This is a genomic window from Haemophilus sp. HMSC071C11 (assembly GCF_001837655.1).
In the GTDB taxonomy this organism is placed as follows: Bacteria; Pseudomonadota; Gammaproteobacteria; order Enterobacterales; family Pasteurellaceae; genus Haemophilus; species Haemophilus influenzae.
Map to the genome: position 1 here is coordinate 21,781 of NZ_KV833450.1, position 23,061 is coordinate 44,841.

The window sequence follows — 23,061 nt, forward strand, 5'->3', positions numbered from 1 at the left end:
TTAGATCAAAAAAGAGCGGCAAAAATCACCGCTCTTTTAGAATGTTAGTTAGCAATAACCGTAAGACATTAAACGTTCATAACGTCTATTTAATAATTCTTCTTTGCTTAGTCCGTCAAGTTCTGATAAATCTTCTTTTAAACGAAGTTTTAAGTTTTCAGCTATTTCTAGATAATTACGATGCGCACCACCTAAAGGTTCTTGCACAATGCTATCGATAAGATTTAATTCTTTCAAACGGCTTGCAGTTAATCCCATTACTTCCGCTGCAGTCGATGCTTTTTCCGCACTTTTCCAAAGAATAGAAGCGCAACCTTCAGGCGAGATAACAGAATAAGTGGAATACTGCAACATATTCACTTTATCGCCCACGCCAATAGCTAATGCACCGCCCGAACCGCCTTCGCCGATAACGGTACAAATAACAGGAACGGTAAGTTGTGCCATTTCGCGTAAGTTGCGAGCAATAGCTTCCGCTTGACCACGTTCTTCTGCGCCAATACCTGGATAAGCCCCTGGAGTATCAATAAATGTAATAATTGGCAATTTAAAACGTTCAGCCATTTCCATTAAACGTAACGCTTTACGATAGCCTTCGGGGGCTGGCATACCAAAATTGCGTTGTACTTTTTCTTTTACAGAACGACCTTTTTGATGACCGATAACCATCACTGGGCGACCATCTAAACGTGCCAAGCCACCAACAATCGCTTTATCATCAGCAAAAGCGCGGTCGCCAGCAAGTTCTTCAAATTCCGTAAAAATATGTTCAATATAATCTAATGTATAAGGGCGGTTTGGATGACGTGCCATACGTGAAACTTGCCAAGCATCAAGGTTAGCAAAGGTTTTTTTAGTGAGTTCGTTACTTTTCTTTTGTAAGCGTTTGATTTCATCAGTTAAATCAACTTTATCATCCGATGCTGCATGTAATGCTTCAATTTTTGCTTCTAATTCTGCAATCGGCAATTCAAAATCTAAATATTCTTGGTTCATTTTGTTATCCTAAAAAGACCGTAAAAATCGACCGCACTTTATCAAGAATTAAACTGTGGCGCAAATGGTTTTCACTGGTTGGGCAAGCTCATAATCGCTCTTTTTTGAAGAGTGATAAGACAAATAAAAACGCTGAACAAATCACAACGGAAGGCCCAGCAGCGGTATCATAAAAGGCTGATAAGATTAGCCCAGCTATAATTGACAACATACTGACTACAATCGCCCAGCCCACCATAGATTCAGGTGTTCTCGCAAAGCGACGAGCGGTTGCCGCAGGGATTATTAATAAGGATGTGATTATTAATGCACCGACAAATTTCATACTCAAGGCAATAGTCAATGCGGTTAATATCATTAAAATAAAACGCATTTTTTTGATATTAATGCCTTCAACTTGCGCGAGTTCTGGCGATACGGTGGTGGAAAGTAAGGATTGCCAAAAGTAAATTAATGTTGAAAGCACAATTATCACGCCAATGCCAATATAAATTAAATCGGTATAATTAATTGCGAGCAAATCCCCAAATAAATAATTCATTAAATCTACCCGTACATTCCGTAATAATCCTACTGTCACAACGCCGAGAGATAAACAGCTATGGGCGATAATGCCGAGCAAGGTATCAATAGAAAATTGCGTATTGCTTTCTAACCACACCATTGCGATAGCAAGAATTAAGGTCAGCACCACAATCGCAATGTAAGGATTGACTTGTAAGAAAATCCCTAACGCCACACCGAGCAAGGCAGAGTGAGAAAGTGTGTCGCCAAAATAAGCCATTTTCCGCCACACTACAAATACGCCAAGTGGCGCAGTAATAAGTGAAAGCAAAATGCCTGTTAAAAAGGCTGGAAATAAAATTTCAAACATTATTTATCCTTATTTTGACAATGCACTGCTGATGAATTACAACCGCACACATCTCCGTGTAAAGTGTGATGATGATTGTGATGATGGGTATAAAAGCCGATATTTTGTGCGATCTGATTTCCCCATAAACGCATAAATGTTGGATCATTTGAGAGAACATCAGGCGTACCTGCACAACAAATATGTTGGTTAATACACAATACTTCTTTACTGTCTGCCATCACAATGTGTAAATCGTGTGATACCATCAATACAGCACAATTTAATTTTTGTTGGGTTTGATGAATGAGCTGATAAAGTTCTGCCTGCCCAGTAATATCTACGCCTTGAGTGGGTTCGTCTAGCACAAGTAAATTTGGTTTATTTAAAATTGCACGCGCCAATAATACCCGTTGCATTTCGCCACCAGATAGTTTTTGCATATTATTTTTGCGTAAATGTGAAATAGAAAGTTGCTCAAGTGCGGTGGATATTTCTTGTGTTTTAATGCCTTTTTTTAGCGAAAGAAATCGCTCAACCGTGATGGGTAAACTATGATCTAAATGGATTTTTTGTGGAACATAACCAATACGAACATTTTTACTATAAATGACTTCGCCAGAAGTGGGCGTTTGTAGTTTTAATAAGGTTTTTAATAACGTTGATTTTCCGCCACCATTTGGCCCCACAATGGTAATAATAGAATTGGGATAGATATTTAAATTAATATCTTGCAGAGCGGTTTTTTGTGCGAAAACCACATTGATATTTTTTAATTGAATGAGCGGTTGTTGGTTTTGCTCGTTGCGAATGGCTGTGATATTCATAAAATCGCCGTGTTTTCAACAATGGTTGGGGAAAATAACGCATTTTTATAGAATTCTCAAGATTTTCTCTCTTGTGTCGAATATTTAAGCATTTGAATAATGCTTTTTCCATAGGAATGAATTTTCTTTATAATCTGTAGTCTGAATGCTGAAAACTTTTTTATTTTAGGGATGCCAGTGCAACACGTAAAATTAGCTCGAGATAGACGAAAAAAACGCACATATATAAAAGTAGGCGTGTTTTTTGTTGCTATTCTGCTTATTTTGACAGGCATTTTACTTACAATAAAAGACAAATCTGAAGAAAATCCCATATTTTCCACCTCTGACAGTGGGGAATATCACGAGTTAAATACATCGCCAAATAAAAATTCCACCGCACTTCAACCTGATGAAGATGCCACCTCTTATGATGATGAACTGCAAGCAAAAGATGATGAAGTTGATGAAGTAAAACTATCTTCAGATGATCTCGGTACTTTACCTCAACACGCACAAGACGCACTCAATGGTTTATTAGACGCGGCCGATCAAGCCATAAGAATTACTGATCAATTTAGCTATACGGTAACCGAAGGGGATACGTTAAAAGATGTTTTAGTTTTATCTGGTTTAGATGATTCATCAGTACAACCGTTGATTAAGCTTGATCCCGAATTAGCCCACTTAAAAGCAGGTCAGCAATTTTACTGGATTTTAAATAAAAATGATAACTTGGAATATTTAAATTGGCTGGTTTCTGAAAAAGAAGAACGTATTTATGAACGTCTCGAAGATGGGAAATTTAAACGCCAAGTTATTGAAAAGAAAAGTATTTGGCGAAAAGAAGTATTAAAAGGCGAGATTCAAAATTCTTTAAATAGTAGTTTAAGAGAACAAGGTCTTGATACGCGACAAATTAGCCAACTTAGTAACGCCTTACAATGGCAAGTGAGTTTACGAAAACTAAAAAAAGGCACTCAATTTGCCATTTTAGTTTCTCGTGAATATTTAGGCGATAAACTTACAGGTCAAGGTAATGTTGAAGCGTTACGTATTTCATCTGGTGGTAAAAATTATTATGCAGTGCAAGCGGCAAATGGTCGTTATTATAATCAGCAAGGGGAAACTTTAGGCAAAGGTTTTGCTCGTTATCCATTGCAGCGACAAGCGCGAGTTTCCTCCCCTTTTAATCCAAATCGTCGCCATCCAGTAACAGGACGTGTTCGTCCCCATAAAGGCGTGGATTTCTCTGTTTCTCAAGGCACACCAGTTATTGCACCAGCAGATGGTACAGTTGAAAAGGTCGCTTATCAGGCTGGCGGTGCTGGGCGTTATGTTATGTTGCGTCACGGGCGTGAATATCAAACTGTTTATATGCACTTGAGCAAATCCTTAGTAAAAGCAGGGCAAACCGTTAAAAAAGGCGAACGTATTGCGCTTTCTGGTAACACGGGCATTTCTACGGGGCCGCATTTACATTATGAATTTCGTATTAACGGTCGAGCAGTGAATCCTCTTACTGTTAAATTACCCGGTACTAGCAGTGGTATGACTTCAGCTGAACGGAAACAATTCCTTGTTCGTGTTCGTGAAGCTGAAAAAATGTTAAAACCTTAGCGATATAAAGTGCGGTCAAAAATGGTCGCATTTTTACCTTATGTAAAATAATATTTACACTTTGTTGTAAAGAAATTATCATAGCCATATCTTAATTATCTCCATTCCCTGAATATGACGATTTCTAAATTTAATCCACAAAAACCTTTCGAGTGTTTTATTGTACAAAGTGAAGCGATGAAAAGTGCGGTAGAAAACGCGAAACGTTTTGCTATGTTTGATGTGCCTTTGTTAATTCAAGGCGAAACGGGGACAGGAAAGGATTTGTTAGCGAAAGCCTGCCATTATCAGAGTTTACGTCGTGATAAAAAATTTATCGCAGTAAATTGTGCTGGGTTGCCTGATGAAGATGCCGAAAGTGAAATGTTTGGTCGAAAAGTTGGCGACAGCGAAACCATTGGTTTTTTTGAATACGCAAATGAGGGTACAGTTTTACTCGATGGTATTGCTGAACTTTCATTGGGTTTGCAGGCTAAATTATTGCGTTTTTTAACGGATGGATCTTTCCGTCGAGTAGGCGAAGAAAAGGAACATTATGCAAATGTACGTGTGATTTGCACATCACAGGTTCCACTCCATTTGCTTGTTGAGCAAGGTAAAGTACGTGCTGATTTATTTCATCGCTTAAATGTTCTTACTCTTAATGTGCCGCCATTACGCGAACGCATGACTGATATTGAGCCACTGGCACAAGGTTTTTTACAGGAAATCAGCGAAGAATTAAAAATTGCAAAACCAACTTTCGATAAAGATTTTCTTCTTTATTTGCAGAAATATGACTGGAAAGGGAATGTTCGTGAGCTTTATAACACCCTTTATCGTGCCTGCTCTCTGGTACAAGATAATCATTTGACTATCGAAAGTTTAAATCTTGCTCCGCCACAAAGTGCAGTAATTTCTTTGGATGAATTTGGAAATAAAACCTTAGATGAAATCATCGGTTCTTATGAGGCACAAGTTCTAAAATTATTTTATGCAGAATATCCAAGCACGAGAAAATTGGCTCAACGTTTAGGCGTTTCCCATACTGCGATTGCGAATAAATTGAAACAATATGGAATTGGAAAATAATTTTCCGATTTGAAATGGAAAAAGTGCGGTTGAAATTTCCTAAGAATTTTCAACCGCACTTAATAAATATTGATTGTCCATTAATGGTGTTGTGATTACTCTGCTTGAGTTTCCACGTTTTCAACTGCTTCTGTTGGAGTGGTATGATGGTTATTATTGTGATGCGAAACTGAACGAGCAGGCACAACCGTTGAAATTGCGTGTTTATATACCATTTGGTTCACTGTGTTTTTTAATAAAATCACGAATTGATCGAATGATTCAATCTGACCTTGAAGTTTAATTCCGTTTACAAGGTAAATTGATACAGGAATGCGTTCACGACGAAGCGCATTTAAATAAGGATCTTGTAAAGATTGTCCTTTTGCCATTTTGCTATCCTTTGTTGTCGTTATTATGAAATTTGTTGATAGAAACGAGTTGTCTCCGTGTGCAAGTGTAGCAATAAACAGAAATATTGTCTATTTGCTTTCCCGCAACTTTTGCAAAATTGCTTTCATTTGATGATCTAGTGACGCATTGAAACGTAGTGTTTCGCCATTTTTAGGGTGTTCAAACCGAATTGAAAAAGCGTGCAAAAACAAACGATTTAATCCTAATTCATTCATTTGTTTATCAAAATCTTTATCGCCGTATTTATCATCTAATGCAATAGGATGCCCAGCATATTGTGTATGCACACGGATTTGATGGGTTCGCCCTGTGACTGGTGAAGCCTTCACAAGCGTAGCATTTATATAGCGTTCTTCAATGCTAAAGCGAGTTTCAGATGGTTTTCCTTGCTCGCTGACACGCACAATACGCTCTCCGCTAGATAATTCATTTTTCAAAAGAGGGGCTTGAATAACTTTTATATGGGATTGCCATTGCCCACGTACTAACGCTAAATAATCTTTTTGAACGGTTTTGACGCGAAGTTGTTCGTGCAAATTGCGTAATGCTGAACGTTTTTTGGCAATTAATAAAATGCCTGATGTATCGCGATCTAAACGATGAACCAGTTCTAAAAAGCGTGCTTCTGGGCGTAATGCTCGTAAGGCTTCAATCACACCAAAATTTAAACCACTTCCGCCGTGCACCGCGATTCCTGAGGGTTTATTTAAAATAATCAAGCAATCATCTTCAAACAAAATTTGGTTTTCAAGTGCGGCAACTTTATTGAGATTTTTTGAAATCGGCGCATCATTTTTTTCTGCGACACGCACAGGTGGAATGCGTACAACATCGCCTGTTTGCAGTTTATATTCTGGTTTAATTCTGCCTTTGTTTACTCGCACTTCGCCTTTACGCACAATGCGATAAATTAAACTTTTGGGTACACCTTTGAGTTTTGCTAATAAATAATTATCAATTCGTTGCCCACTTTCATCTTCACTAATTGTCAGCATTTTTACGGATGAATTAATGATTTTTTCATTTTGTTTTGTCATTTTTTTTCCTTTTGAAAATCGCTGCAAATCATATCATAAAGGCACTATAAACGTAATATGAACGTCACTCTATGAACGCAAATTCGCCTTGCTAATTAATCGTTTTCTATGGATAATAGACCCTCTTTTTGCACCTAAGAATTTGCGTAAAAAAGGATAAGTTTTGTTGGTGAAAACTCAATGCGGCAATTGGCATAAGACATTGATAATCAACATTTTTCTTAAAATAAATCAGCCGTTTGCAACGCATGCGGAATATCGCGTTGTTTTATCAAGCAAATATTTATGCTTAATAACGTTATCAATGCACCCAGCAACATACAGTCGTGAGATTGACTGGCGCGAGAAACACGAGGTCGATAACGAAACAAAGTGCGGTTTATTTTGAGGTTTTTTTAAATATTTAATAAGAGAATTGACAATGAAAAGAATGTTAATCAATGCAACTCAAAAAGAAGAGTTGCGTGTTGCGCTTGTCGATGGACAACGCCTTTTTGACTTGGACATTGAAAGCCCAGGACACGAACAAAAAAAAGCGAATATCTACAAAGGAACAATTACTCGCGTTGAGCCAAGCTTAGAAGCGGCTTTTGTAGATTATGGTGCAGAACGTCACGGTTTTTTACCTTTAAAAGAAATTGCCCGTGAATATTTTCCTGATGATTATGTTTTTCAAGGTCGTCCGAATATTCGCGATATTTTGACCGAAGGACAGGAAGTTATCGTTCAAGTTAATAAAGAAGAAAGAGGAAACAAAGGTGCAGCCTTAACTACTTTTGTTTCTCTTGCTGGCAGTTATTTGGTGCTTATGCCGAATAATCCACGGGCAGGAGGAATTTCTCGCCGTATTGAGGGCGATGAACGTACTGAACTAAAAGAAGCATTAAGTTCATTAGATGTGCCTGAAGGTGTAGGCTTAATCGTCCGTACTGCTGGTGTGGGAAAATCGCCAGAAGAATTACAATGGGATTTAAAAGTATTATTACATCATTGGGAAGCGATCAAACAAGCTTCACAAAGTCGTCCAGCTCCATTTTTAATTCATCAAGAAAGCGATGTGATTGTACGCGCTATTCGCGATTATTTGCGTCGTGATATTGGTGAGATCCTGATTGATAGCCCAAAAATTTTTGAGAAAGCGAAAGAGCATATCAAACTTGTGCGTCCTGATTTCATCAATCGCGTGAAACTTTATCAAGGCGAAGTGCCACTTTTCAGTCACTATCAAATTGAATCTCAAATTGAATCCGCATTCCAACGTGAAGTGCGTTTACCTTCTGGCGGTTCAATCGTTATTGATGTAACTGAAGCATTAACCGCCATTGATATTAACTCCGCACGTTCTACTCGTGGTGGCGATATTGAAGAAACCGCATTAAATACCAACCTTGAAGCGGCAGATGAAATCGCGCGTCAATTACGCTTACGTGACTTAGGTGGATTAGTTGTCATTGATTTCATTGATATGACACCAATTCGCCATCAACGTGAAGTAGAAAATCGTATTCGTGATGCGGTTCGTCCAGATCGTGCCCGTATTCAAATTAGCCGAATTTCTCGTTTTGGTTTGTTAGAAATGTCACGTCAGCGTTTAAGCCCATCATTGGGCGAATCTTCGCACCATATTTGCCCTCGTTGTCAAGGAACAGGCAAAGTGCGTGATAATGAATCTCTTTCTTTATCTATTTTACGTTTGCTGGAAGAAGAAGCATTAAAAGAGAACACCAAGCAAGTACATACCATTGTGCCAGTACAAATTGCCTCTTATCTTCTTAACGAAAAACGCAAAGCAATCAGTAATATTGAAAAGCGTCATAATGTCGATATTATTGTTGCCCCAAATGAAGCAATGGAAACACCGCACTTTAGTGTTTTCCGTTTACGTGATGGCGAAGAAGTAAATGAATTAAGCTATAACTTAGCGAAAATTCACTGCGCTCAAGATGAAAATACTGAAGAATCACTGCTTTCTCGTAATGTGGAAACAACAGCTGTTATTGAACAACCAGCGGTTGAAAGTGCAGTAGTTGCACTTTCTATTTCAGAAGCAGCCCCAACGCCAGTTGAGCGTAAATCAAATGAACCCTCTTTGTTAGCTAAAATTATTGCGAAAATTAAAGGTTTATTTGCGACTAAATCTGAAGAAAACAAACCGAAAAATAACCGCACTTCGCGCAATCCTAATCGTAATCAACGCCGTTCACAGGATCGTCGTTCTTCTCGTCGTCCACGTTCTGAAAATAACGAAACAGAAAGAACCGAAGAACAGGTTCGTAATGTCCGTGAGCGTAATCAACGCCGTCCGCGCCGTAACTTAGTGGAAGAAAGTATCGCTGAAAGTGCGGTAAATTCTACACCTGTTTTTGAGGCTAAAGAAGAAAGAACTGAGCCTGTAACTCAACGCCGCCAACGCCGTGATTTACGTAAACGCGTGCGCGTTGAAGATAATGAAACAGTTGTTGAAAATAACTTCAGCACGACTGAAAAAATGCCAGAAGTGGATGTAATTACGGTTCAAAATAATGATGAAAAACCCGTTCATCAGAACCAACGTTCTGAACGTCAAGAGCGTCAGCGTCGTACTCCACGTCATTTACGTGCAGCGAATAATCAGCGTCGTCGCCGTAATCAAGAGCCAAAATCGCCAATGCCATTATTTGCTGCGGTGGTTTCGCCTGAATTGGCAAGTGGCAAGGCTTGGATTGATTATTCAACGGTAAATCTGCCAAAAGAAAATCATTTCTTATCTGTGGATGAATTGCTTGAGCAAGAGAAAACTAAAAAAGGATTTATCACGCCAGCAATGGGAATTGTCGTTGAAGAAAAATCCCCTGATGTAAAACCTGCATTAGATTTTATTACTCAACCAGCTAATGAATCGGTACAGAAAAAAGTACAAGAATCTTTAGACCGTTTAAGTTCGTATAAACCTCAAGAAGTTGTTGAATCTATTGATCCAGCAATTAATGTAGATGAACCTGAAACGCTCGAGAAAGTATCAAAATTTGTCCGCACTTATGAATTTAATGGACGTTTAGGTACAATTTCTTCAGTACCCCATACAAAAGCGGAGATGACTTTAGCGAAAGCAAATGATGAAATGCCAGAGGCTTTCCCAATTAGGGCTTGGCAGGATTCTCGTTATTATTTCTATGGAAAAGGTGCGGCAGGACATCATTGTGCAATTAGCCACGTTTATTCTGAACCAACCCGCGCAAAATCAGAATAATCAAAAATAAAAATAGAATTGACGTAACCAAAATTACGTCAATTCTTTTTATTTTATAAATACAGTTTGATTGAAAGCATAAAAAACCAATCAGTCAAATTTTGCTGTTATTTTATGCTTTAATTAAAACATTTTTACTTATATTATAAAACAGAGTAAGTTGGGCATGTTGCTACCAGCGGTTACACAAAAGATGAATTTACAACAAAACTTACATTTAAGACTAACAATATGCCAATAGGCGGAGATGTGAAGGCGGATCAGGAAACATCAGGTTCTAGAAGCATAAAACGCATTGGCTTTGGTTTTATTGGTGGTATTGGCTATGACATTACACCGAATATTACCTTAGACTTAGATTATCGTTATAACGATTGGGGACGCTTAGAAAACGTGCGTTTTAAAACTCACGAAGCCTCTTTCGGTGTACGTTACCGTTTTTAATTAAACAAATTTAGTTTTCTATTTAAGCGGTCAAATTCTTCTCATTATTTGCAAAATGAGGGAAAAATTTGACCGCTTGTTTTTTCTTGAAAAGAAGCGTAAACTTCATGCAATTTTTAGTCGGGGTGCCGAAAGGCTGAGATGATACCCGTGAACCTGAAACAGTTAGCACTGACGTAGGAAACTAATATGCCACATATTCAACCTTTCTCTATCACGATTTTATCCTGTTTATTTTTCCAATTTTCTACATTTTATTACATCCGCTAATTGCTCACAGTGAATAGCGGGCATTTTTGTTTATTTTATATTCAATACAAGGAATGCTTATGCAATCAATTTATCTCTCCAAAATCCGTGAGCAGAATCCGCTCATTCATAACATCACCAACATTGTGGCAGCAAATTTTAGTGCCAATGGCTTGTTGGCATTAGGAGCTTCGCCTTTGATGTCGGCGAATATCGAAGAAATGCAGGAAGTACCGAAAATCAGTCAAGTATTGGTCATTAATATTGGTACGCTGATTGGTAAAGATCGGGAGGCAATGTTGCAGGCAGGAAAAACGGCAAATGAGGTTGGAATTCCTGTAGTGTTAGATCCTGTTGGTGTGGGGGCAACGAGCTATCGCCGTGAGACCATTCGCCAATTGCTGGCAGAAGTAAAATTCGCACTTATTCGTGGTAATGCAGGTGAACTGGCTGCCATTGCAGGCGAGACGTGGCAGGCAAAAGGTGTAGATGCAGGGCAAGGCGAAGTGGATTTAAAAGCCGTTGCCGAGAAAGTGGCTCAACGCTATGGCTGTACGGTGTTGATTAGCGGGGCGGTGGATATTGTCAGCGATGGCACACAAACTGCGACCGTTCACAACGGCACGTCATTGTTCCCGAAAGTTACGGCTTCGGGCTGTTTATTGAGTGCCGTGTGTGCGGCTTTTTTAGCGGTAAGTGAAGGAAATTATTTTTCTGCGACATTAGAAGCCTGTGTAGCATACACCATTGCAGGCGAGTGTGCGGCGCAAGGCTTAACCACACAAGTGGGACAGTTCCAAATCCGTTTGTTGGACGAGCTTGCTGCCCTTTCCCCTGAAACCATTGGACAAAGAGGGCGCATCAATGAGTAATGTGAAACAAGTTTTAACCATCGCAGGGTCAGACAGTGGCGGTGGTGCAGGCATTCAAGCGGATCTTAAAACCTTCCAAATGCGCGGCGTGTTTGGTACATCCGTAATTACAGCTGTTACTGCACAAAACACACTTGGCGTATTTGATATTCACCCTATTCCACTGAAAACAATTCAAGCGCAACTGGAAGCGGTCAAAAATGATTTCCAGATTGCAAGTTGCAAAATTGGTATGTTGGGCAATGCAGAAATTATTGAATGCGTTGCAGATTTTCTTGCTGATAAACCTTTCGGCACGCTAGTGCTAGATCCTGTAATGATCGCCAAAGGCGGTGCACCCTTATTGCAACAGCAAGCGGTGAGTGCGTTAAGCCAAAAATTGCTGCCGTTGGCGGACGTGATTACACCAAACATTCCCGAAGCGGAAGCATTAACGGGGATTGCGATTGTGGACGACATCAGTATTCAACAAGCCGCAAAAGCATTGCAAAAACAGGGAGCGAAGAATGTGATTATTAAGGGCGGACATTCGCTCAATTCGCAAAGTGAGCTGTGCCAAGATTGGGTTTTACTTGCAGATGGTCGTCATTTTACTTTGCAAAGCCCCCGTTTCAACACGCCGCATACACATGGTACGGGCTGTACCTTTTCTGCCTGTTTAACCGCAGAGTTGGCGAAAGGCGAACCGTTGCAAAGTGCGGTAAAAACAGCGAAAGATTTTATTACCGCTGCGATTTCTCACCCGTTGAATATTGGGCAAGGACACGGGCCGACAAATCATTGGGCTTACAGTCGCCTTTAAGGATTGAAAGATGAAAAATATTCAAAAAATCTTACCGCTTTACTTTGTGGCAGGCACGCAAGATTGCCGTCATTTGGGCGAGAACTTATCAGAAAATTTATTATTCGTGCTTAAACAAGCGTTAGAAGGCGGAATTACCTGCTTTCAATTTCGGGATAAAGGCAAATTTTCGTTAGAACATACGCCCTCAGCACAGAAGGCACTGGCGATGAGTTGTCGTGATTTGTGCCGTGAATATGGCGTACCGTTTATTGTAGACGACAACGTTGATTTGGCGTTGGCAATCGAGGCGGATGGCATTCACGTTGGGCAAAGCGATATGCCTGTGCAAGAGATTCGCGCTAAAACAGATAAACCGCTAATTATTGGTTGGTCGGTGAATCGTTTAGACGAGGCAAAAATTGGGGAAAATTTAGCGGAAATTGATTATTTTGGAATTGGCCCGATTTTCCCAACGCAATCAAAAGAAAATCCCAAACCAACACTAGGAATGGCATTTATTCAAACTTTGCGAAATGTGGGCATAACTAAACCGCTTGTGGCAATTGGTGGGGTGAAATTAGCTCACGTTAAAACCTTACGAGAATTTGGGGCGGATGGTGTGGCAGTGATTACTGCAATTACGCACGCCGATAATGTGCAAGCCGCAACAAAAGCATTACGGGAGGCAAGTGATGAATACGCAAAATAGTTTAAAGCAAGTAGCAACAGCGACGATGGTCGGCACTGCAATTGAGTATTTCGATAACTACATTTACGCAATGGCAGCGGTATTGGTATTTAACCATCAATTCTTCCATGCCGCAGATCCACTTTCAGGGCAGATTGCGGCACTTTCCACTTTAGCACTTACTTTTATTGCTCGCCCTTTGGGAGCAATATTGTTCGGGCATTTCGGTGACCGTTTCGGGCGGAAAAATACTTTTGTGATGAGCTTGCTGTTGATGGGTATTTCCACTGTGGTTATCGGTTTGTTGCCAACCTATGACAGCATCGGTATTTGGGCGACAATTTTGCTCTGTTTATGCCGTATTGGGCAAGGTATCGGTTTAGGCGGAGAGTGGGGCGGTGCTGCGTTAGTTGCGGTTGAAAATGCTCCAGAAGGTAAACGAGGTTGGTATGGTACTTTCCCACAACTGGGAGCCCCGCTTGGCTTGTTGTTGGCAAATGGCGTATTCTTAGGCATTACTGCGATTTTCGGGCAAGAAGCTATGACTGAATGGGCGTGGCGGATACCATTTTTATCTTCCGTTATCTTAGTGGCAATTGGCTTATATGTTCGCCTAAAACTGACTGAAGCCCCGATTTTCCTTGCGGCACTCAATAAACCGCAGCCAAAACGCTTACCAATGTTGGAAGTTGTCACTACTTATTTCAAGCCGTTTTTCTTAGGAATGTTGGTTTGCATTGCTGGCTATGTGCTGTTCTACATTATGATTGCCTTTAGCCAAATTTACGCCAAATCTGCCCCAACGGTTTCAGAGGCAGGATACGCAATGGGATTAGGATTTTCTCCGCAAATTTTTACCGCTTTATTGATGGCAAGTGCGGTTTCTTTGGCTATTACCATTGCCGCTTCGGGCAAATATATCGACAAAATTGGTCGCCGTATTTGGCTCATTTGGACAACCGTTGGCGTTGCGATTTTTGGTTTATCCTTGCCGTTATTTCTCGAAAACGGTACAACTACCAGTCTGTTTTGGTTTTTATTCATCGGTATGGGGTTAATTGGAATGGGCTATGGACCATTAGCAAGTTTTTTACCTGAACTCTTCCCTACTCACGCCCGCTATTCAGGTGCTTCTTTAACCTATAATATTGCAGGTTTATTCGGGGCAAGTGTTGCGGCAATCATTGCCTTACCGCTGAATGCTCACTACGGCTTAAAAGGTGTGGGGATTTATTTAACCCTAAACGCTGTATTGAGCTTGATTGGATTATGGTTTATTTCAGAAACGAAAGATAAATTACTATCCTAAGATTTGAGGAATTAAATACAACCTATTAAGCGGTTAAATTTTACATAAAATTCTACTAAGAATTTAACCGCACTTTCCTTTACAAGCCAAATATTTTCTCTACAATACCCCACCTAACGATTTACCTTGAGTAAATCCCTGACCTGAAATCAGACAAAAGAGAATATTATGACAACCCAATTCAAACCAGAATTACTTTCCCCTGCAGGCTCTCTTAAAAATATGCGCTATGCGTTTGCTTATGGTGCAGATGCGGTTTATGCAGGCCAACCTCGTTATAGCTTACGTGTACGCAATAATGAATTTAATCACGCCAATTTGAAAATCGGGATCGATGAAGCCCATTCCCTTGGCAAAAAATTCTATGTAGTGGTAAACATTGCACCCCATAATTCCAAACTCAAAACTTTTATTAAAGATTTACAACCTGTCATCGATATGAAACCAGATGCTTTAATTATGTCTGATCCAGGCTTAATTATGTTGGTGCGTGAAAATTTCCCTAATATTGATATTCATCTTTCTGTGCAAGCCAATGCGGTAAACTGGGCAACAGTGAAATTCTGGAAACAAATGGGATTAACTCGTGTGATTTTATCGCGCGAACTTTCAATAGATGAAATTGCTGAAATTCGCCAACAAGTGCCAGATATTGAACTCGAAATTTTCGTACATGGTGCGTTGTGCATGGCGTATTCTGGCCGTTGCTTACTTTCTGGCTATATCAACAAACGCGATCCAAATCAAGGCACTTGCACCAATGCTTGCCGTTGGGAATACAAAATGGAAGAAGGCACGACGGATGAAGTAGGCAACATCGTGCCGAAAATCGATCCTGCTCAACAAATCGAAGTGAAAAATGTAGCACCAACCTTAGGCGATGGCACAGTAACAGATAAAGTCTTCCTTTATACCGAATCACAAAAGCCTGACGAACAAATGACAGCGTTTGAAGATGAACACGGCACCTACTTTATGAATTCAAAAGATCTACGTGCCGTACAACATGTGGAAAAACTGACCGCACTTGGTGTGCATTCTTTAAAAATCGAAGGCCGTACTAAATCATTTTATTATTGTGCAAGAACGGCTCAAGTTTACCGCAAAGCCATTGATGATGCAGCCGCAGGCAAACCATTTGATGAAAGCTTAATGGATACGTTAGAATCCCTTGCGCATCGTGGTTATACCGAAGGTTTCTTACGTCGCCATACGCACGATGAATACCAAAACTACGAATATGGCTATTCTATTTCTGATCGTCAGCAATTTGTCGGTGAATTTACGGGCAAACGTAACGAACAAGGTATGGCTGAAGTAGCAGTAAAAAACAAATTCTTACTTGGCGACAATGTAGAAATGATGACACCACAAGGCAATATTAATTTCAAAATTGAAAAAATGCTAAATCGTAAAAATGAAACGGTTGATGCAGCACTAGGTGATGGGCATTTTGTATTCTTAAATGTACCACAAGATATTAACTTAAATTACGCTTTATTAATGCGTAATTTAGTTAATACCAATACAAGAAACCCACATTGCTAGTGTGATATAAAACAGAATTTAAATCATACCTAATTAAACATTACTGTTACTTGGCTTGCGTCGTTTGCCGATATTTTTCGTATCCTTATGACGCAATTTTACTTTTTTCTTTGCCTCTGTTTTTTTCTTTTCTTCACGTTTTTCTTTAATGCGTGCCTTTTGTTTTTTGCTGACAGATTTCACTTCGCCATCTTTTGGTGGCTTAGTGCGAGGTTCTAAACCTGCTAAAATGCGCGCCTTTAAAATTTCCTCAGTATAACGTTTGATTTTACCTAGCAACTTGTAATCATGCGCTTCGACAAAAGAGACTGCCGTGCCTTTTTTGCCAGCTCGCGCGGTACGTCCAATTCGATGCAAATAAGTATCCGCACTATAGGGCAAATCAAAATTCATCACGTGGCTTACATCATCAATATCAATACCACGCGCAGCCACATCTGTTGCAACCAATACCGTCACAATACCTGATTTCAATTTATCAATGGCATTGTTACGTTGAGTTTGTGCCATTTCGCCTTCTAAATATGCGGAACGAATGCCTCGTTTACGCAATGTTTCAGAAACTTCACGCGCATCTTCACGACGGCGAACAAATACAATTCCACGGGTTACTTTTTCAGTTTCAATAAAACGCGCGAGCAATTTGATTTTATGTTCATTGCTGTCTGCGTGATAATACCATTGGTTGATTTTTTTTCTTTCACGGCGACTTGGTTCCGCATCTACTTTCACAGGATCATTCAACAAACGCTCCGCAAAATCGACCAATAACTCTCCTTCTAAGGTTGCAGAAAACAACAAAGTTTGTTTCCGCCAACGGGTTTCAGCTGCAATTTTTTCCGCATCTTGCCCAAATCCCATTTGTAACATTCTATCGGCTTCATCAAAAATCAGCATTTCAACGGAACGGCAATCAAAATTTTCTTCCTTAATGTATTGCAATAAACGACCTGGCGTAGCCACCACCAAATCTTGATTGGTATTGAATACATCACCGTGATTTTGATACGCCACACCACCTGTAATTGTCGCAATATTTAAATGGGTGAACTGCGCTAATTCTTCCGCTTGTTCAGCCACTTGCATTGCCAGTTCTCGGGTTGGTGTTAATATCAAAATACACGGTGGCCCTGGTTTACGGCGTGGATAATCCAATAAATGTTGTAGCGCAGGTAATAAAAAAGCAGCGGTTTTCCCTGTTCCCGTTGGTGCAGAGCCTAATACATCACGCTCTTCCATTGCGGCAGGAATGGCTTCCATCTGAATAGCTGTTGGGCGGGAATAACCTTTTTTCTCAAGTGCCTTTAAAAGTTCTGGAGAAAGATCGAATTGTTCAAATTGGGATAAATTCATTATTGTGCGGTTCTTTGTTAAAATCGTCGAGGATTATACCTGAAAGTGCGGTCAATTTACGAAAAATTTATGAGCGGATTTACCTTTAAACAATTCCATATCAATCAAGATTCTTGTGCCATGAAAGTCGGCACTGATGGCATTTTGTTAGGTGCTTGGGCTGATGTAAAGCATTGTAAAAATATTTTAGATATGGGCAGTGGCACAGGATTATTGACTTTAATGTTAGCACAACGAACTGAAGAAAACTGTCAAATTCAAGCGGTTGAGTTGGATCCCATTGCAGCAAAACAAGCACAAGAAAACATCAATAATTCAGTGTGGAAAAATCGCATTCAACTTACTCAAGCGGATATACAACATTTTTTACAAACCACTGAACAAACCTTTGATTTAATTGTGGCAAATCCACCTTATTTTGAACAAGGTATCGCTTGTAAAAATGAAGAACGAGAATTGGCGCGTTATACCAAGCAAAGCCACTTAAATTGGTTAGAATGGGCTGCAACACGCTTGTCGGAAAATGGGAAAATAAGTTTTGTTTTGCCTTATGATGCAGGCAAAACGCTCACAAAATCCACCGCACTTTTTTGCATAAAACAGACGAATGTCATCACTAAAATAGGAAAAACGCCCCAGAGAATGTTGCTTACCTTTGCCAAACAACCCGAAGTTTTAATGCAAGATCAATTGGTAATTTATGATGCGGATAATCAATACACTGAAGCGTTTATTGAATTGACTAAAGACTTTTATTTGAAATTTTAAAGGGGAAATCGTTTCCCCTTTAATCATACACTATCTAAAATACCACTTCGCTAACAACACACCCGCATTCACTGCAATGTTTAAGCCTGATTTAATTGGACTTGCGAGCGTTAAACGCACTTGTGTATCTTCTGGCGTCGCTAAACTTTCCGTAGAACTTTCACTTAGCACAAAAACCACTTTATTTTTTAACCGCACTTTATCCAATGGGTCGCCTTGTTTATTGTGCGATACGTGAATAATTTGATAGCCTGATTTACGCAAGTGCATCAAAGCCGAATCAATATCATCCGTTTCTAACACACGAATATATTCTGCGCCACCTTCTGCTACACGCATAGAGGCTCCCGAATACAGATTTTCCACATTATCGGCGACAATATTTTTCACGCCAAAATAAGCACAAGTACGCAATACACCTCCGATATTTTGTGCATTATTCACGTTGTCCAATAGCACTAAACAATCTTCTTTATGAGGAATATCCAAATACCCTTGCAACGTGAAAGCACGCGGTTTCTTCACCAATAAGCAAATGCCACCGTGATGTTCTGTTCCGCTCACTCGGGCTAATTCTTCACTATCTACAACGTGATAAGCCTTCTTGTTTTCGGCTAAATAACTCAATACCTCGCCAATTTTGTGTGACATTTGCACGGTTGCCCACAATCGAACAATACTTTCAGGACGCTCTGCAAATAAAGCTAAACAGGCATTTTCACCGTAAACCTTCATTTCTTCCGCACGGTTTTTCTTAATTTTTTCAGGCGCACGAGGAGAAAGCGCACCAGTTTTCTTTTCTTTCGTTTTATAAACCGTACCCGTACTTTTTATTGTCACTTGAACCTTAGGTTGTTCTGTATTTTTATTTGATGGTGCGCGAGATAAAGAAAGTTGCTTAATTCTAGTTTCTTTCACTTCTTGTTTATCACGAGGAAAACGAGATTTTTCGTTTCTATTTCCATTAAATTTATCATTAAAGTGCGGTCGATTTTGGCTTGGTTTTTCTCTGTATTTTTCACCTACTGAGCGTTCTTGAAAGGTTTTGCCTGCGGATTGAAAAGACGGTTTGCGTTTGTCGTTCATAGGGTTTCCCTGAGTAAAAATGGCTGTTTTTTAGCCAAAAAATGCTAAAATTTGTGAGCATTATAACGAAAAAAAGCCTTTTTTCTATTAATAAGCACGTGAAATATTGTAAACTAACACACTAGTCTTTAATCACGAGATGGATTATGTTAATCAATAAAACCAAACGAGCTGAACAAAATTTAAATAATTTGCCATTCCTTGCTTTGCAAGCTGAGCAAATTGAATTTTTGGGTAGCTCGGCTGAATTTAAAACTCAAATTATTGAATTAATCAGAAACGCAAAAAAACGTATTTATGTCACCGCACTTTATTGGCAAAAAGACGAAGCGGGACAGGAAATTCTCGATGAAATTTATCGCGTGAAGCAAGAAAATCCACACTTGGATGTAAAAATTCTCATAGATTGGCATCGTGCACAACGCAATTTATTAGGGGCGGAAAAATCTGCCACTAATGCAGACTGGTATTGCGAGCAACGCCAAACTTATCAGTTACCTGATGATCCGAATATGTTCTTTGGCGTGCCAATTAATACGCGAGAAGTTTTTGGTGTATTGCATGTCAAAGGCTTTGTATTTGATGATACGGTGCTTTATAGCGGTGCAAGTATTAATAATGTCTATCTTCATCAATTTGAAAAATATCGTTACGACCGCTATCAAAAAATCACTCATGCCGAATTAGCTGATTCAATGGTAAATTTCATCAATGATTACTTGTTAGATTTCAGTGCAGTTTATCCACTTGATGTGACCAACCGCCCTCGTACTAAAGAGATCCGCGGTAATATTCGAGCTTATCGTAAAGACCTTGCTCAAAATGGAGAATATTCATTAAAAAGTGCGGTGAAATTACCGAATGTTTTAAGCGTATCGCCACTGTTTGGCTTAGGCGCATCGGGCAACGAATTAAATCAAGTAATTGAAGATTTATTCTTACAAGTACAAGAAAAATTGGTGATTTGTACGCCATATTTTAATTTCCCACGCACATTGCAACATAAAATAGCAACATTATTGGAAAGCGGTAAACAAGTAGAAATTATTGTTGGCGATAAAGTCGCAAACGATTTTTACATTCCACCAGAACAACCATTCAAAATGGCGGGGGCATTACCTTATCTTTATGAAAGTAATCTTCGCCGTTTCTGTGAAAAATTTGAGACTCAAATTGAAAATGGTCAGCTTGTGGTGCGTTTATGGCGTGATGGCGATAATACCTACCACTTAAAAGGTGTGTGGGTAGATGACCGTTATATTTTATTGACGGGCAATAATCTTAACCCTCGAGCATGGCGTTTGGATGCAGAAAATGGCTTATTAATTTACGATCCACAACAACAGCTTTTAGCCCAAGTGGAAAAAGAGCAAAACCAAATTCGCCAACATACAAAAGTATTAAAACATTACTCTGAATTAGAAGAATTGAATCAATACCCAGAACCAGTGCAAAAACTTTTGAAAAAATTTGCACGAATTAAAGCAGATAAATTGGTGAAAATGATTTTGTAATTATAAGAAAAGTTTTATGTTTTTTTCTTAAATTCGCTTCCAGTATTAATCTGATAAATTTTGTGGCAATCGTTCTAAAATGGCTTTCCAATAGGTTGAAGAACGTAAATTATGTTTACGGATGCAATCCACTACTGCATCTGCATTTCCCTCAAGACAAATTTGTTGCATTTCTAAATAAAATTGCTTTGTTAATTCACGGTGTTTTTTTTCTTTAAAAAATAACAACCCTATTCGCTGATAAACGCCTTTTAAACTATTGAAAATTAAACGATAAAAGGGTTTGTTGGCAACAACAGTAAATTGACGAAATAATTGGTAATCAAATTCTGTGTAATCTTGTGCTGTGTTTTGTAATTGCTCTAATTCAGCAAAAAGTGCGGTTGATTTTTGAGGGGAATTTTTTACTGCTTCATAAATGTAAGATTCCGACATTTTACTACGTAAAGAGAGCATATTATCAATAATTAAGGGCGCGGACTGCATATCCAAAGCAATTAGGGTTTCAATAATATTCGGCCCTGCAGCATCCCAAATATTATTTACTTTGGTGGGTTTGCCGTGCTGAATTGTTAGCCAACCATCACGAGCCAAACGTTGTAAAACTTCACGTAGGGTGGTGCGAGTTACACCAATCTTATCGGCTAAATCACGTTCTGATGGCAAATTACTGCCCGAAGGAAAAACATCTTGCCAAATACTCTTTACAATATATTCCTCTGCTAAAGCTGCTGGACTTTGGGCTTTTAAAATGTCGTTATTGTTTTGCATTACAATTAAAAATCAGATAAAAATCAAAAAAAATGCAATTTTATAAAAAAATTACTTGGTTTTTATTATCCTTTAAAGGGGGATATATTACAATGTTCGCGTGATAAAAATAATGGAGTTCACTATGACAAACATTCAGGCTTTTATGAAAAACTTTCTTGGGGCAAGTCCAGAATGGTACAAACTTGCCATTGTGGTTTTTCTTATTATAAATCCAATTGTTTTCTTTTTTATTAGTCCTTTTATTGCGGGTTGGTTACTGGTTGCAGAATTTATTTTCACATTGGCAATGGCATTAAAATGCTACCCTCTTCAACCAGGTGGTCTATTAGCAATTGAAGCTATTATTATTGGAATGACAAATGCCAAACACGTCAAAGCAGAAATTATGGCAAACTTTGAAGTGATCTTGCTACTGATATTTATGGTGGCAGGTATTTTCTTTATGAAACAATTACTGCTTTATGTATTTACTAAATTACTTGTCAAAATTCGTTCTAAAATTGCACTTTCTATTGCCTTTTGTTTTAGTGCTGCTTTTTTATCGGCTTTTCTCGATGCTTTAACGGTTGTTGCTGTTATCATTAGTGTCGCAATGGGATTTTATGGTGTGTATCACAAAGTTGCATCAGGCAATAATTTAATTGATGCGGTTGATATTTCAGACGATAGAAAAATTATTGAACAACAGCACGAAATCTTAGAAAAATTCCGTGCATTCTTACGTAGTTTAATGATGCATGCGGGTGTAGGAACTGCACTCGGTGGTGTAATGACCGTTGTTGGAGAACCACAAAACTTAATTATTGCAGAACAAGCAAAATGGAACTTTATGGAATTTTTCCTCCGTATGGCACCCGTGACTATTCCTGTGTTTATCTGCGGATTACTCACTTGTTTCTTGGTCGAAAAATTCAAATTATTTGGTTATGGCGAGAAATTACCAGACGAAGTGTGGAAAGTCTTATCAGACTTAGATCGCACTAATTCAGAAAAAATGTCTAAACAAGATAAAATTAAATTAGGTATGCAAGCGTTAATCGCAATTTGGTTAATTCTTGGATTAGCATTCCATCTTGCCGCAGTCGGTTTAATTGGTTTAAGTATCATCATTTTTGCTACGTCTTTCACTGGTGTGACGGATGAACATACTATCGGTAAAGCCTTTCAGGAATCTTTACCCTTTACTGCATTGCTCGTTGTATTCTTTTCTGTTGTTGCAGTAATTATTGATCAAAAACTTTTTTCACCAATTATTCACTTCGTTCTTTCTGCGGAAGAAAATACACAACTTGCTTTATTCTATTTGTTTAATGGCTTGCTTTCTTCTATTTCTGATAATGTATTTGTTGCAACGGTTTATATTAATGAAGCTAAAGCTGCACTGACAAATGGAGTAATTGCACCGCATCAATTTGAATTGCTTTCTGTTGCCATTAATACAGGTACAAACTTACCATCAGTTGCAACACCAAATGGGCAAGCTGCTTTCTTATTCTTATTGACTTCATCAATTTCGCCATTAATTCGCCTTTCTTATGGCAGAATGGTTTATATGGCTTTACCTTACACGATTGTACTTTCAATCATTGGTTTACTGGCTATTGAATTTATTTTACCAGCTGCCACAATTTGGTTAGCAAGTTTAGGTTTAATTTTGCCAATTTAAG

20 protein-coding genes and 1 riboswitch are annotated in these 23,061 nt (G+C 38.9%); of the genes, 12 read left to right on the plus strand and 8 right to left on the minus strand.

Translation table 11 applies throughout. From position 1 onward, the window contains the following. Nucleotides 1-48: 48 nt before the first annotated feature. The 3 genes from accA to znuC all read right to left on the minus strand — a co-directional run bounded on the left by accA (nucleotide 49) and on the right by znuC (nucleotide 2,676). The gene (gene accA, locus HMPREF2644_RS08225) at nucleotides 49-996 is read right to left on the minus strand and encodes an acetyl-CoA carboxylase carboxyl transferase subunit alpha (RefSeq protein WP_005686868.1); all 948 of its coding nucleotides are present in this window, start codon (nucleotides 994-996) and stop codon (nucleotides 49-51) included. Between the two features lie 88 nt (nucleotides 997-1,084). Beyond that, entirely contained in the window at nucleotides 1,085-1,870 is a 786-nt protein-coding gene (gene znuB / locus HMPREF2644_RS08230) for a zinc ABC transporter permease subunit ZnuB (RefSeq protein WP_005686871.1), read from the minus strand. Further along, nucleotides 1,870-2,676, minus strand: coding sequence for a zinc ABC transporter ATP-binding protein ZnuC (gene znuC / locus HMPREF2644_RS08235; protein WP_005656411.1), 807 nt, complete (start codon nucleotides 2,674-2,676; stop codon nucleotides 1,870-1,872). The genes znuB and znuC overlap by 1 nt, the downstream gene beginning before the upstream one ends. 171 nt (nucleotides 2,677-2,847) lie before the next feature. On the opposite strand from znuC, the gene mepM reads away from it, so the two are divergent. Continuing rightward, a complete protein-coding gene (gene mepM / locus HMPREF2644_RS08240) occupies nucleotides 2,848-4,275 on the plus strand; it encodes a murein DD-endopeptidase MepM (protein WP_011272032.1) in 1,428 nt (475 codons plus the stop codon). Nucleotides 4,276-4,389: 114 nt separating this feature from the next. Then, nucleotides 4,390-5,346, plus strand: coding sequence for a sigma 54-interacting transcriptional regulator (locus HMPREF2644_RS08245; protein WP_005686875.1), 957 nt, complete (start codon nucleotides 4,390-4,392; stop codon nucleotides 5,344-5,346). A gap of 95 nt (nucleotides 5,347-5,441) precedes the next feature. Here the strand turns inward: HMPREF2644_RS08245 and hfq are convergent, their stop codons facing one another. Beyond that, nucleotides 5,442-5,717: an RNA chaperone Hfq gene (gene hfq, locus HMPREF2644_RS08250; RefSeq protein ID WP_005686877.1), complete on the minus strand. Its 276-nt coding sequence runs from the start codon at nucleotides 5,715-5,717 to the stop codon at nucleotides 5,442-5,444. 90 nt (nucleotides 5,718-5,807) lie between these two features. After that, nucleotides 5,808-6,776, minus strand: a complete 969-nt coding sequence (gene rluC / locus HMPREF2644_RS08255) for a 23S rRNA pseudouridine(955/2504/2580) synthase RluC (RefSeq protein ID WP_005659830.1) — start codon at nucleotides 6,774-6,776, stop codon at nucleotides 5,808-5,810. Nucleotides 6,777-7,197: 421 nt separating this feature from the next. On the opposite strand from rluC, the gene rne reads away from it, so the two are divergent. The 7 genes from rne to yegQ all read left to right on the plus strand — a co-directional run bounded on the left by rne (nucleotide 7,198) and on the right by yegQ (nucleotide 15,899). Then, nucleotides 7,198-10,005, plus strand: a complete 2,808-nt coding sequence (gene rne, locus HMPREF2644_RS08260) for a ribonuclease E (RefSeq protein ID WP_012055018.1) — start codon at nucleotides 7,198-7,200, stop codon at nucleotides 10,003-10,005. Nucleotides 10,006-10,236: 231 nt separating this feature from the next. Continuing rightward, nucleotides 10,237-10,449, plus strand: coding sequence for an opacity family porin (locus HMPREF2644_RS08265; RefSeq protein WP_005686879.1), 213 nt, complete (start codon nucleotides 10,237-10,239; stop codon nucleotides 10,447-10,449). A gap of 111 nt (nucleotides 10,450-10,560) precedes the next feature. After that, nucleotides 10,561-10,649, plus strand: a riboswitch (TPP riboswitch). Between the two features lie 129 nt (nucleotides 10,650-10,778). Further along, entirely contained in the window at nucleotides 10,779-11,570 is a 792-nt protein-coding gene (thiM, locus tag HMPREF2644_RS08270) for a hydroxyethylthiazole kinase (RefSeq protein WP_005686880.1), read from the plus strand. Further along, on the plus strand, nucleotides 11,563-12,372 hold the full coding sequence (thiD, locus tag HMPREF2644_RS08275; protein WP_005686881.1) for a bifunctional hydroxymethylpyrimidine kinase/phosphomethylpyrimidine kinase: 810 nt from the start codon (nucleotides 11,563-11,565) through the stop codon (nucleotides 12,370-12,372). Before thiM ends, thiD begins: the two co-directional genes overlap by 8 nt. Before the next feature lie 10 nt (nucleotides 12,373-12,382). Beyond that, the gene (thiE, locus tag HMPREF2644_RS08280; protein WP_005686883.1) at nucleotides 12,383-13,063 is read left to right on the plus strand and encodes a thiamine phosphate synthase; all 681 of its coding nucleotides are present in this window, start codon (nucleotides 12,383-12,385) and stop codon (nucleotides 13,061-13,063) included. Beyond that, the gene (locus HMPREF2644_RS08285; RefSeq protein ID WP_005686884.1) at nucleotides 13,047-14,351 is read left to right on the plus strand and encodes an MFS transporter; all 1,305 of its coding nucleotides are present in this window, start codon (nucleotides 13,047-13,049) and stop codon (nucleotides 14,349-14,351) included. Before thiE ends, HMPREF2644_RS08285 begins: the two co-directional genes overlap by 17 nt. A 168-nt stretch (nucleotides 14,352-14,519) precedes the next feature. Further along, a complete protein-coding gene (gene yegQ / locus HMPREF2644_RS08290; RefSeq protein ID WP_005686885.1) occupies nucleotides 14,520-15,899 on the plus strand; it encodes a prephenate-dependent tRNA uridine(34) hydroxylase TrhP in 1,380 nt (459 codons plus the stop codon). Nucleotides 15,900-15,932: 33 nt separating this feature from the next. Here yegQ and srmB read toward each other — a convergent pair whose 3' ends face one another. Then, on the minus strand, nucleotides 15,933-17,252 hold the full coding sequence (srmB, locus tag HMPREF2644_RS08295) for an ATP-dependent RNA helicase SrmB (protein ID WP_005656439.1): 1,320 nt from the start codon (nucleotides 17,250-17,252) through the stop codon (nucleotides 15,933-15,935). Nucleotides 17,253-17,321: 69 nt separating this feature from the next. Here srmB and HMPREF2644_RS08300 point away from each other — a divergent pair, with 69 nt between their 5' ends. Beyond that, a complete protein-coding gene (locus HMPREF2644_RS08300; RefSeq protein WP_005656441.1) occupies nucleotides 17,322-18,020 on the plus strand; it encodes a tRNA1(Val) (adenine(37)-N6)-methyltransferase in 699 nt (232 codons plus the stop codon). Nucleotides 18,021-18,050: 30 nt separating this feature from the next. Here HMPREF2644_RS08300 and HMPREF2644_RS08305 read toward each other — a convergent pair whose 3' ends face one another. Continuing rightward, nucleotides 18,051-19,106, minus strand: coding sequence for a tRNA/rRNA methyltransferase (locus HMPREF2644_RS08305; protein WP_005686886.1), 1,056 nt, complete (start codon nucleotides 19,104-19,106; stop codon nucleotides 18,051-18,053). Nucleotides 19,107-19,252: 146 nt separating this feature from the next. Between HMPREF2644_RS08305 and pssA the strand changes: the two genes are divergently transcribed. After that, entirely contained in the window at nucleotides 19,253-20,620 is a 1,368-nt protein-coding gene (pssA, locus tag HMPREF2644_RS08310) for a CDP-diacylglycerol--serine O-phosphatidyltransferase (RefSeq protein WP_005686888.1), read from the plus strand. A gap of 45 nt (nucleotides 20,621-20,665) precedes the next feature. On the opposite strand, the gene fadR is transcribed toward pssA, so the two are convergent. Further along, nucleotides 20,666-21,391, minus strand: a complete 726-nt coding sequence (fadR, locus tag HMPREF2644_RS08315; RefSeq protein WP_005659812.1) for a fatty acid metabolism transcriptional regulator FadR — start codon at nucleotides 21,389-21,391, stop codon at nucleotides 20,666-20,668. Between the two features lie 124 nt (nucleotides 21,392-21,515). On the opposite strand from fadR, the gene nhaB reads away from it, so the two are divergent. Then, entirely contained in the window at nucleotides 21,516-23,060 is a 1,545-nt protein-coding gene (nhaB, locus tag HMPREF2644_RS08320) for a Na(+)/H(+) antiporter NhaB (RefSeq protein WP_038440590.1), read from the plus strand. Nucleotide 23,061 lies beyond the last annotated feature (1 nt).

What these genes read in the sequence shown, in the direction of transcription:
- accA (WP_005686868.1), bottom strand. Translation starts at nt 996, where the DNA reads ATGAACCAAGAATATTTAGATTTTGAATTGCCGATTGCAGAATTAGAA.
- znuB (WP_005686871.1), bottom strand. Translation starts at nt 1,870, where the DNA reads ATGTTTGAAATTTTATTTCCAGCCTTTTTAACAGGCATTTTGCTTTCA.
- znuC (WP_005656411.1), bottom strand. Translation starts at nt 2,676, where the DNA reads ATGAATATCACAGCCATTCGCAACGAGCAAAACCAACAACCGCTCATT.
- mepM (WP_011272032.1), top strand. Translation starts at nt 2,848, where the DNA reads ATGCCAGTGCAACACGTAAAATTAGCTCGAGATAGACGAAAAAAACGC.
- HMPREF2644_RS08245 (WP_005686875.1), top strand. Translation starts at nt 4,390, where the DNA reads ATGACGATTTCTAAATTTAATCCACAAAAACCTTTCGAGTGTTTTATT.
- hfq (WP_005686877.1), bottom strand. Translation starts at nt 5,717, where the DNA reads ATGGCAAAAGGACAATCTTTACAAGATCCTTATTTAAATGCGCTTCGT.
- rluC (WP_005659830.1), bottom strand. Translation starts at nt 6,776, where the DNA reads ATGACAAAACAAAATGAAAAAATCATTAATTCATCCGTAAAAATGCTG.
- rne (WP_012055018.1), top strand. Translation starts at nt 7,198, where the DNA reads ATGAAAAGAATGTTAATCAATGCAACTCAAAAAGAAGAGTTGCGTGTT.
- HMPREF2644_RS08265 (WP_005686879.1), top strand. Translation starts at nt 10,237, where the DNA reads ATGCCAATAGGCGGAGATGTGAAGGCGGATCAGGAAACATCAGGTTCT.
- thiM (WP_005686880.1), top strand. Translation starts at nt 10,779, where the DNA reads ATGCAATCAATTTATCTCTCCAAAATCCGTGAGCAGAATCCGCTCATT.
- thiD (WP_005686881.1), top strand. Translation starts at nt 11,563, where the DNA reads ATGAGTAATGTGAAACAAGTTTTAACCATCGCAGGGTCAGACAGTGGC.
- thiE (WP_005686883.1), top strand. Translation starts at nt 12,383, where the DNA reads ATGAAAAATATTCAAAAAATCTTACCGCTTTACTTTGTGGCAGGCACG.
- HMPREF2644_RS08285 (WP_005686884.1), top strand. Translation starts at nt 13,047, where the DNA reads ATGAATACGCAAAATAGTTTAAAGCAAGTAGCAACAGCGACGATGGTC.
- yegQ (WP_005686885.1), top strand. Translation starts at nt 14,520, where the DNA reads ATGACAACCCAATTCAAACCAGAATTACTTTCCCCTGCAGGCTCTCTT.
- srmB (WP_005656439.1), bottom strand. Translation starts at nt 17,252, where the DNA reads ATGAATTTATCCCAATTTGAACAATTCGATCTTTCTCCAGAACTTTTA.
- HMPREF2644_RS08300 (WP_005656441.1), top strand. Translation starts at nt 17,322, where the DNA reads ATGAGCGGATTTACCTTTAAACAATTCCATATCAATCAAGATTCTTGT.
- HMPREF2644_RS08305 (WP_005686886.1), bottom strand. Translation starts at nt 19,106, where the DNA reads ATGAACGACAAACGCAAACCGTCTTTTCAATCCGCAGGCAAAACCTTT.
- pssA (WP_005686888.1), top strand. Translation starts at nt 19,253, where the DNA reads ATGTTAATCAATAAAACCAAACGAGCTGAACAAAATTTAAATAATTTG.
- fadR (WP_005659812.1), bottom strand. Translation starts at nt 21,391, where the DNA reads ATGCAAAACAATAACGACATTTTAAAAGCCCAAAGTCCAGCAGCTTTA.
- nhaB (WP_038440590.1), top strand. Translation starts at nt 21,516, where the DNA reads ATGACAAACATTCAGGCTTTTATGAAAAACTTTCTTGGGGCAAGTCCA.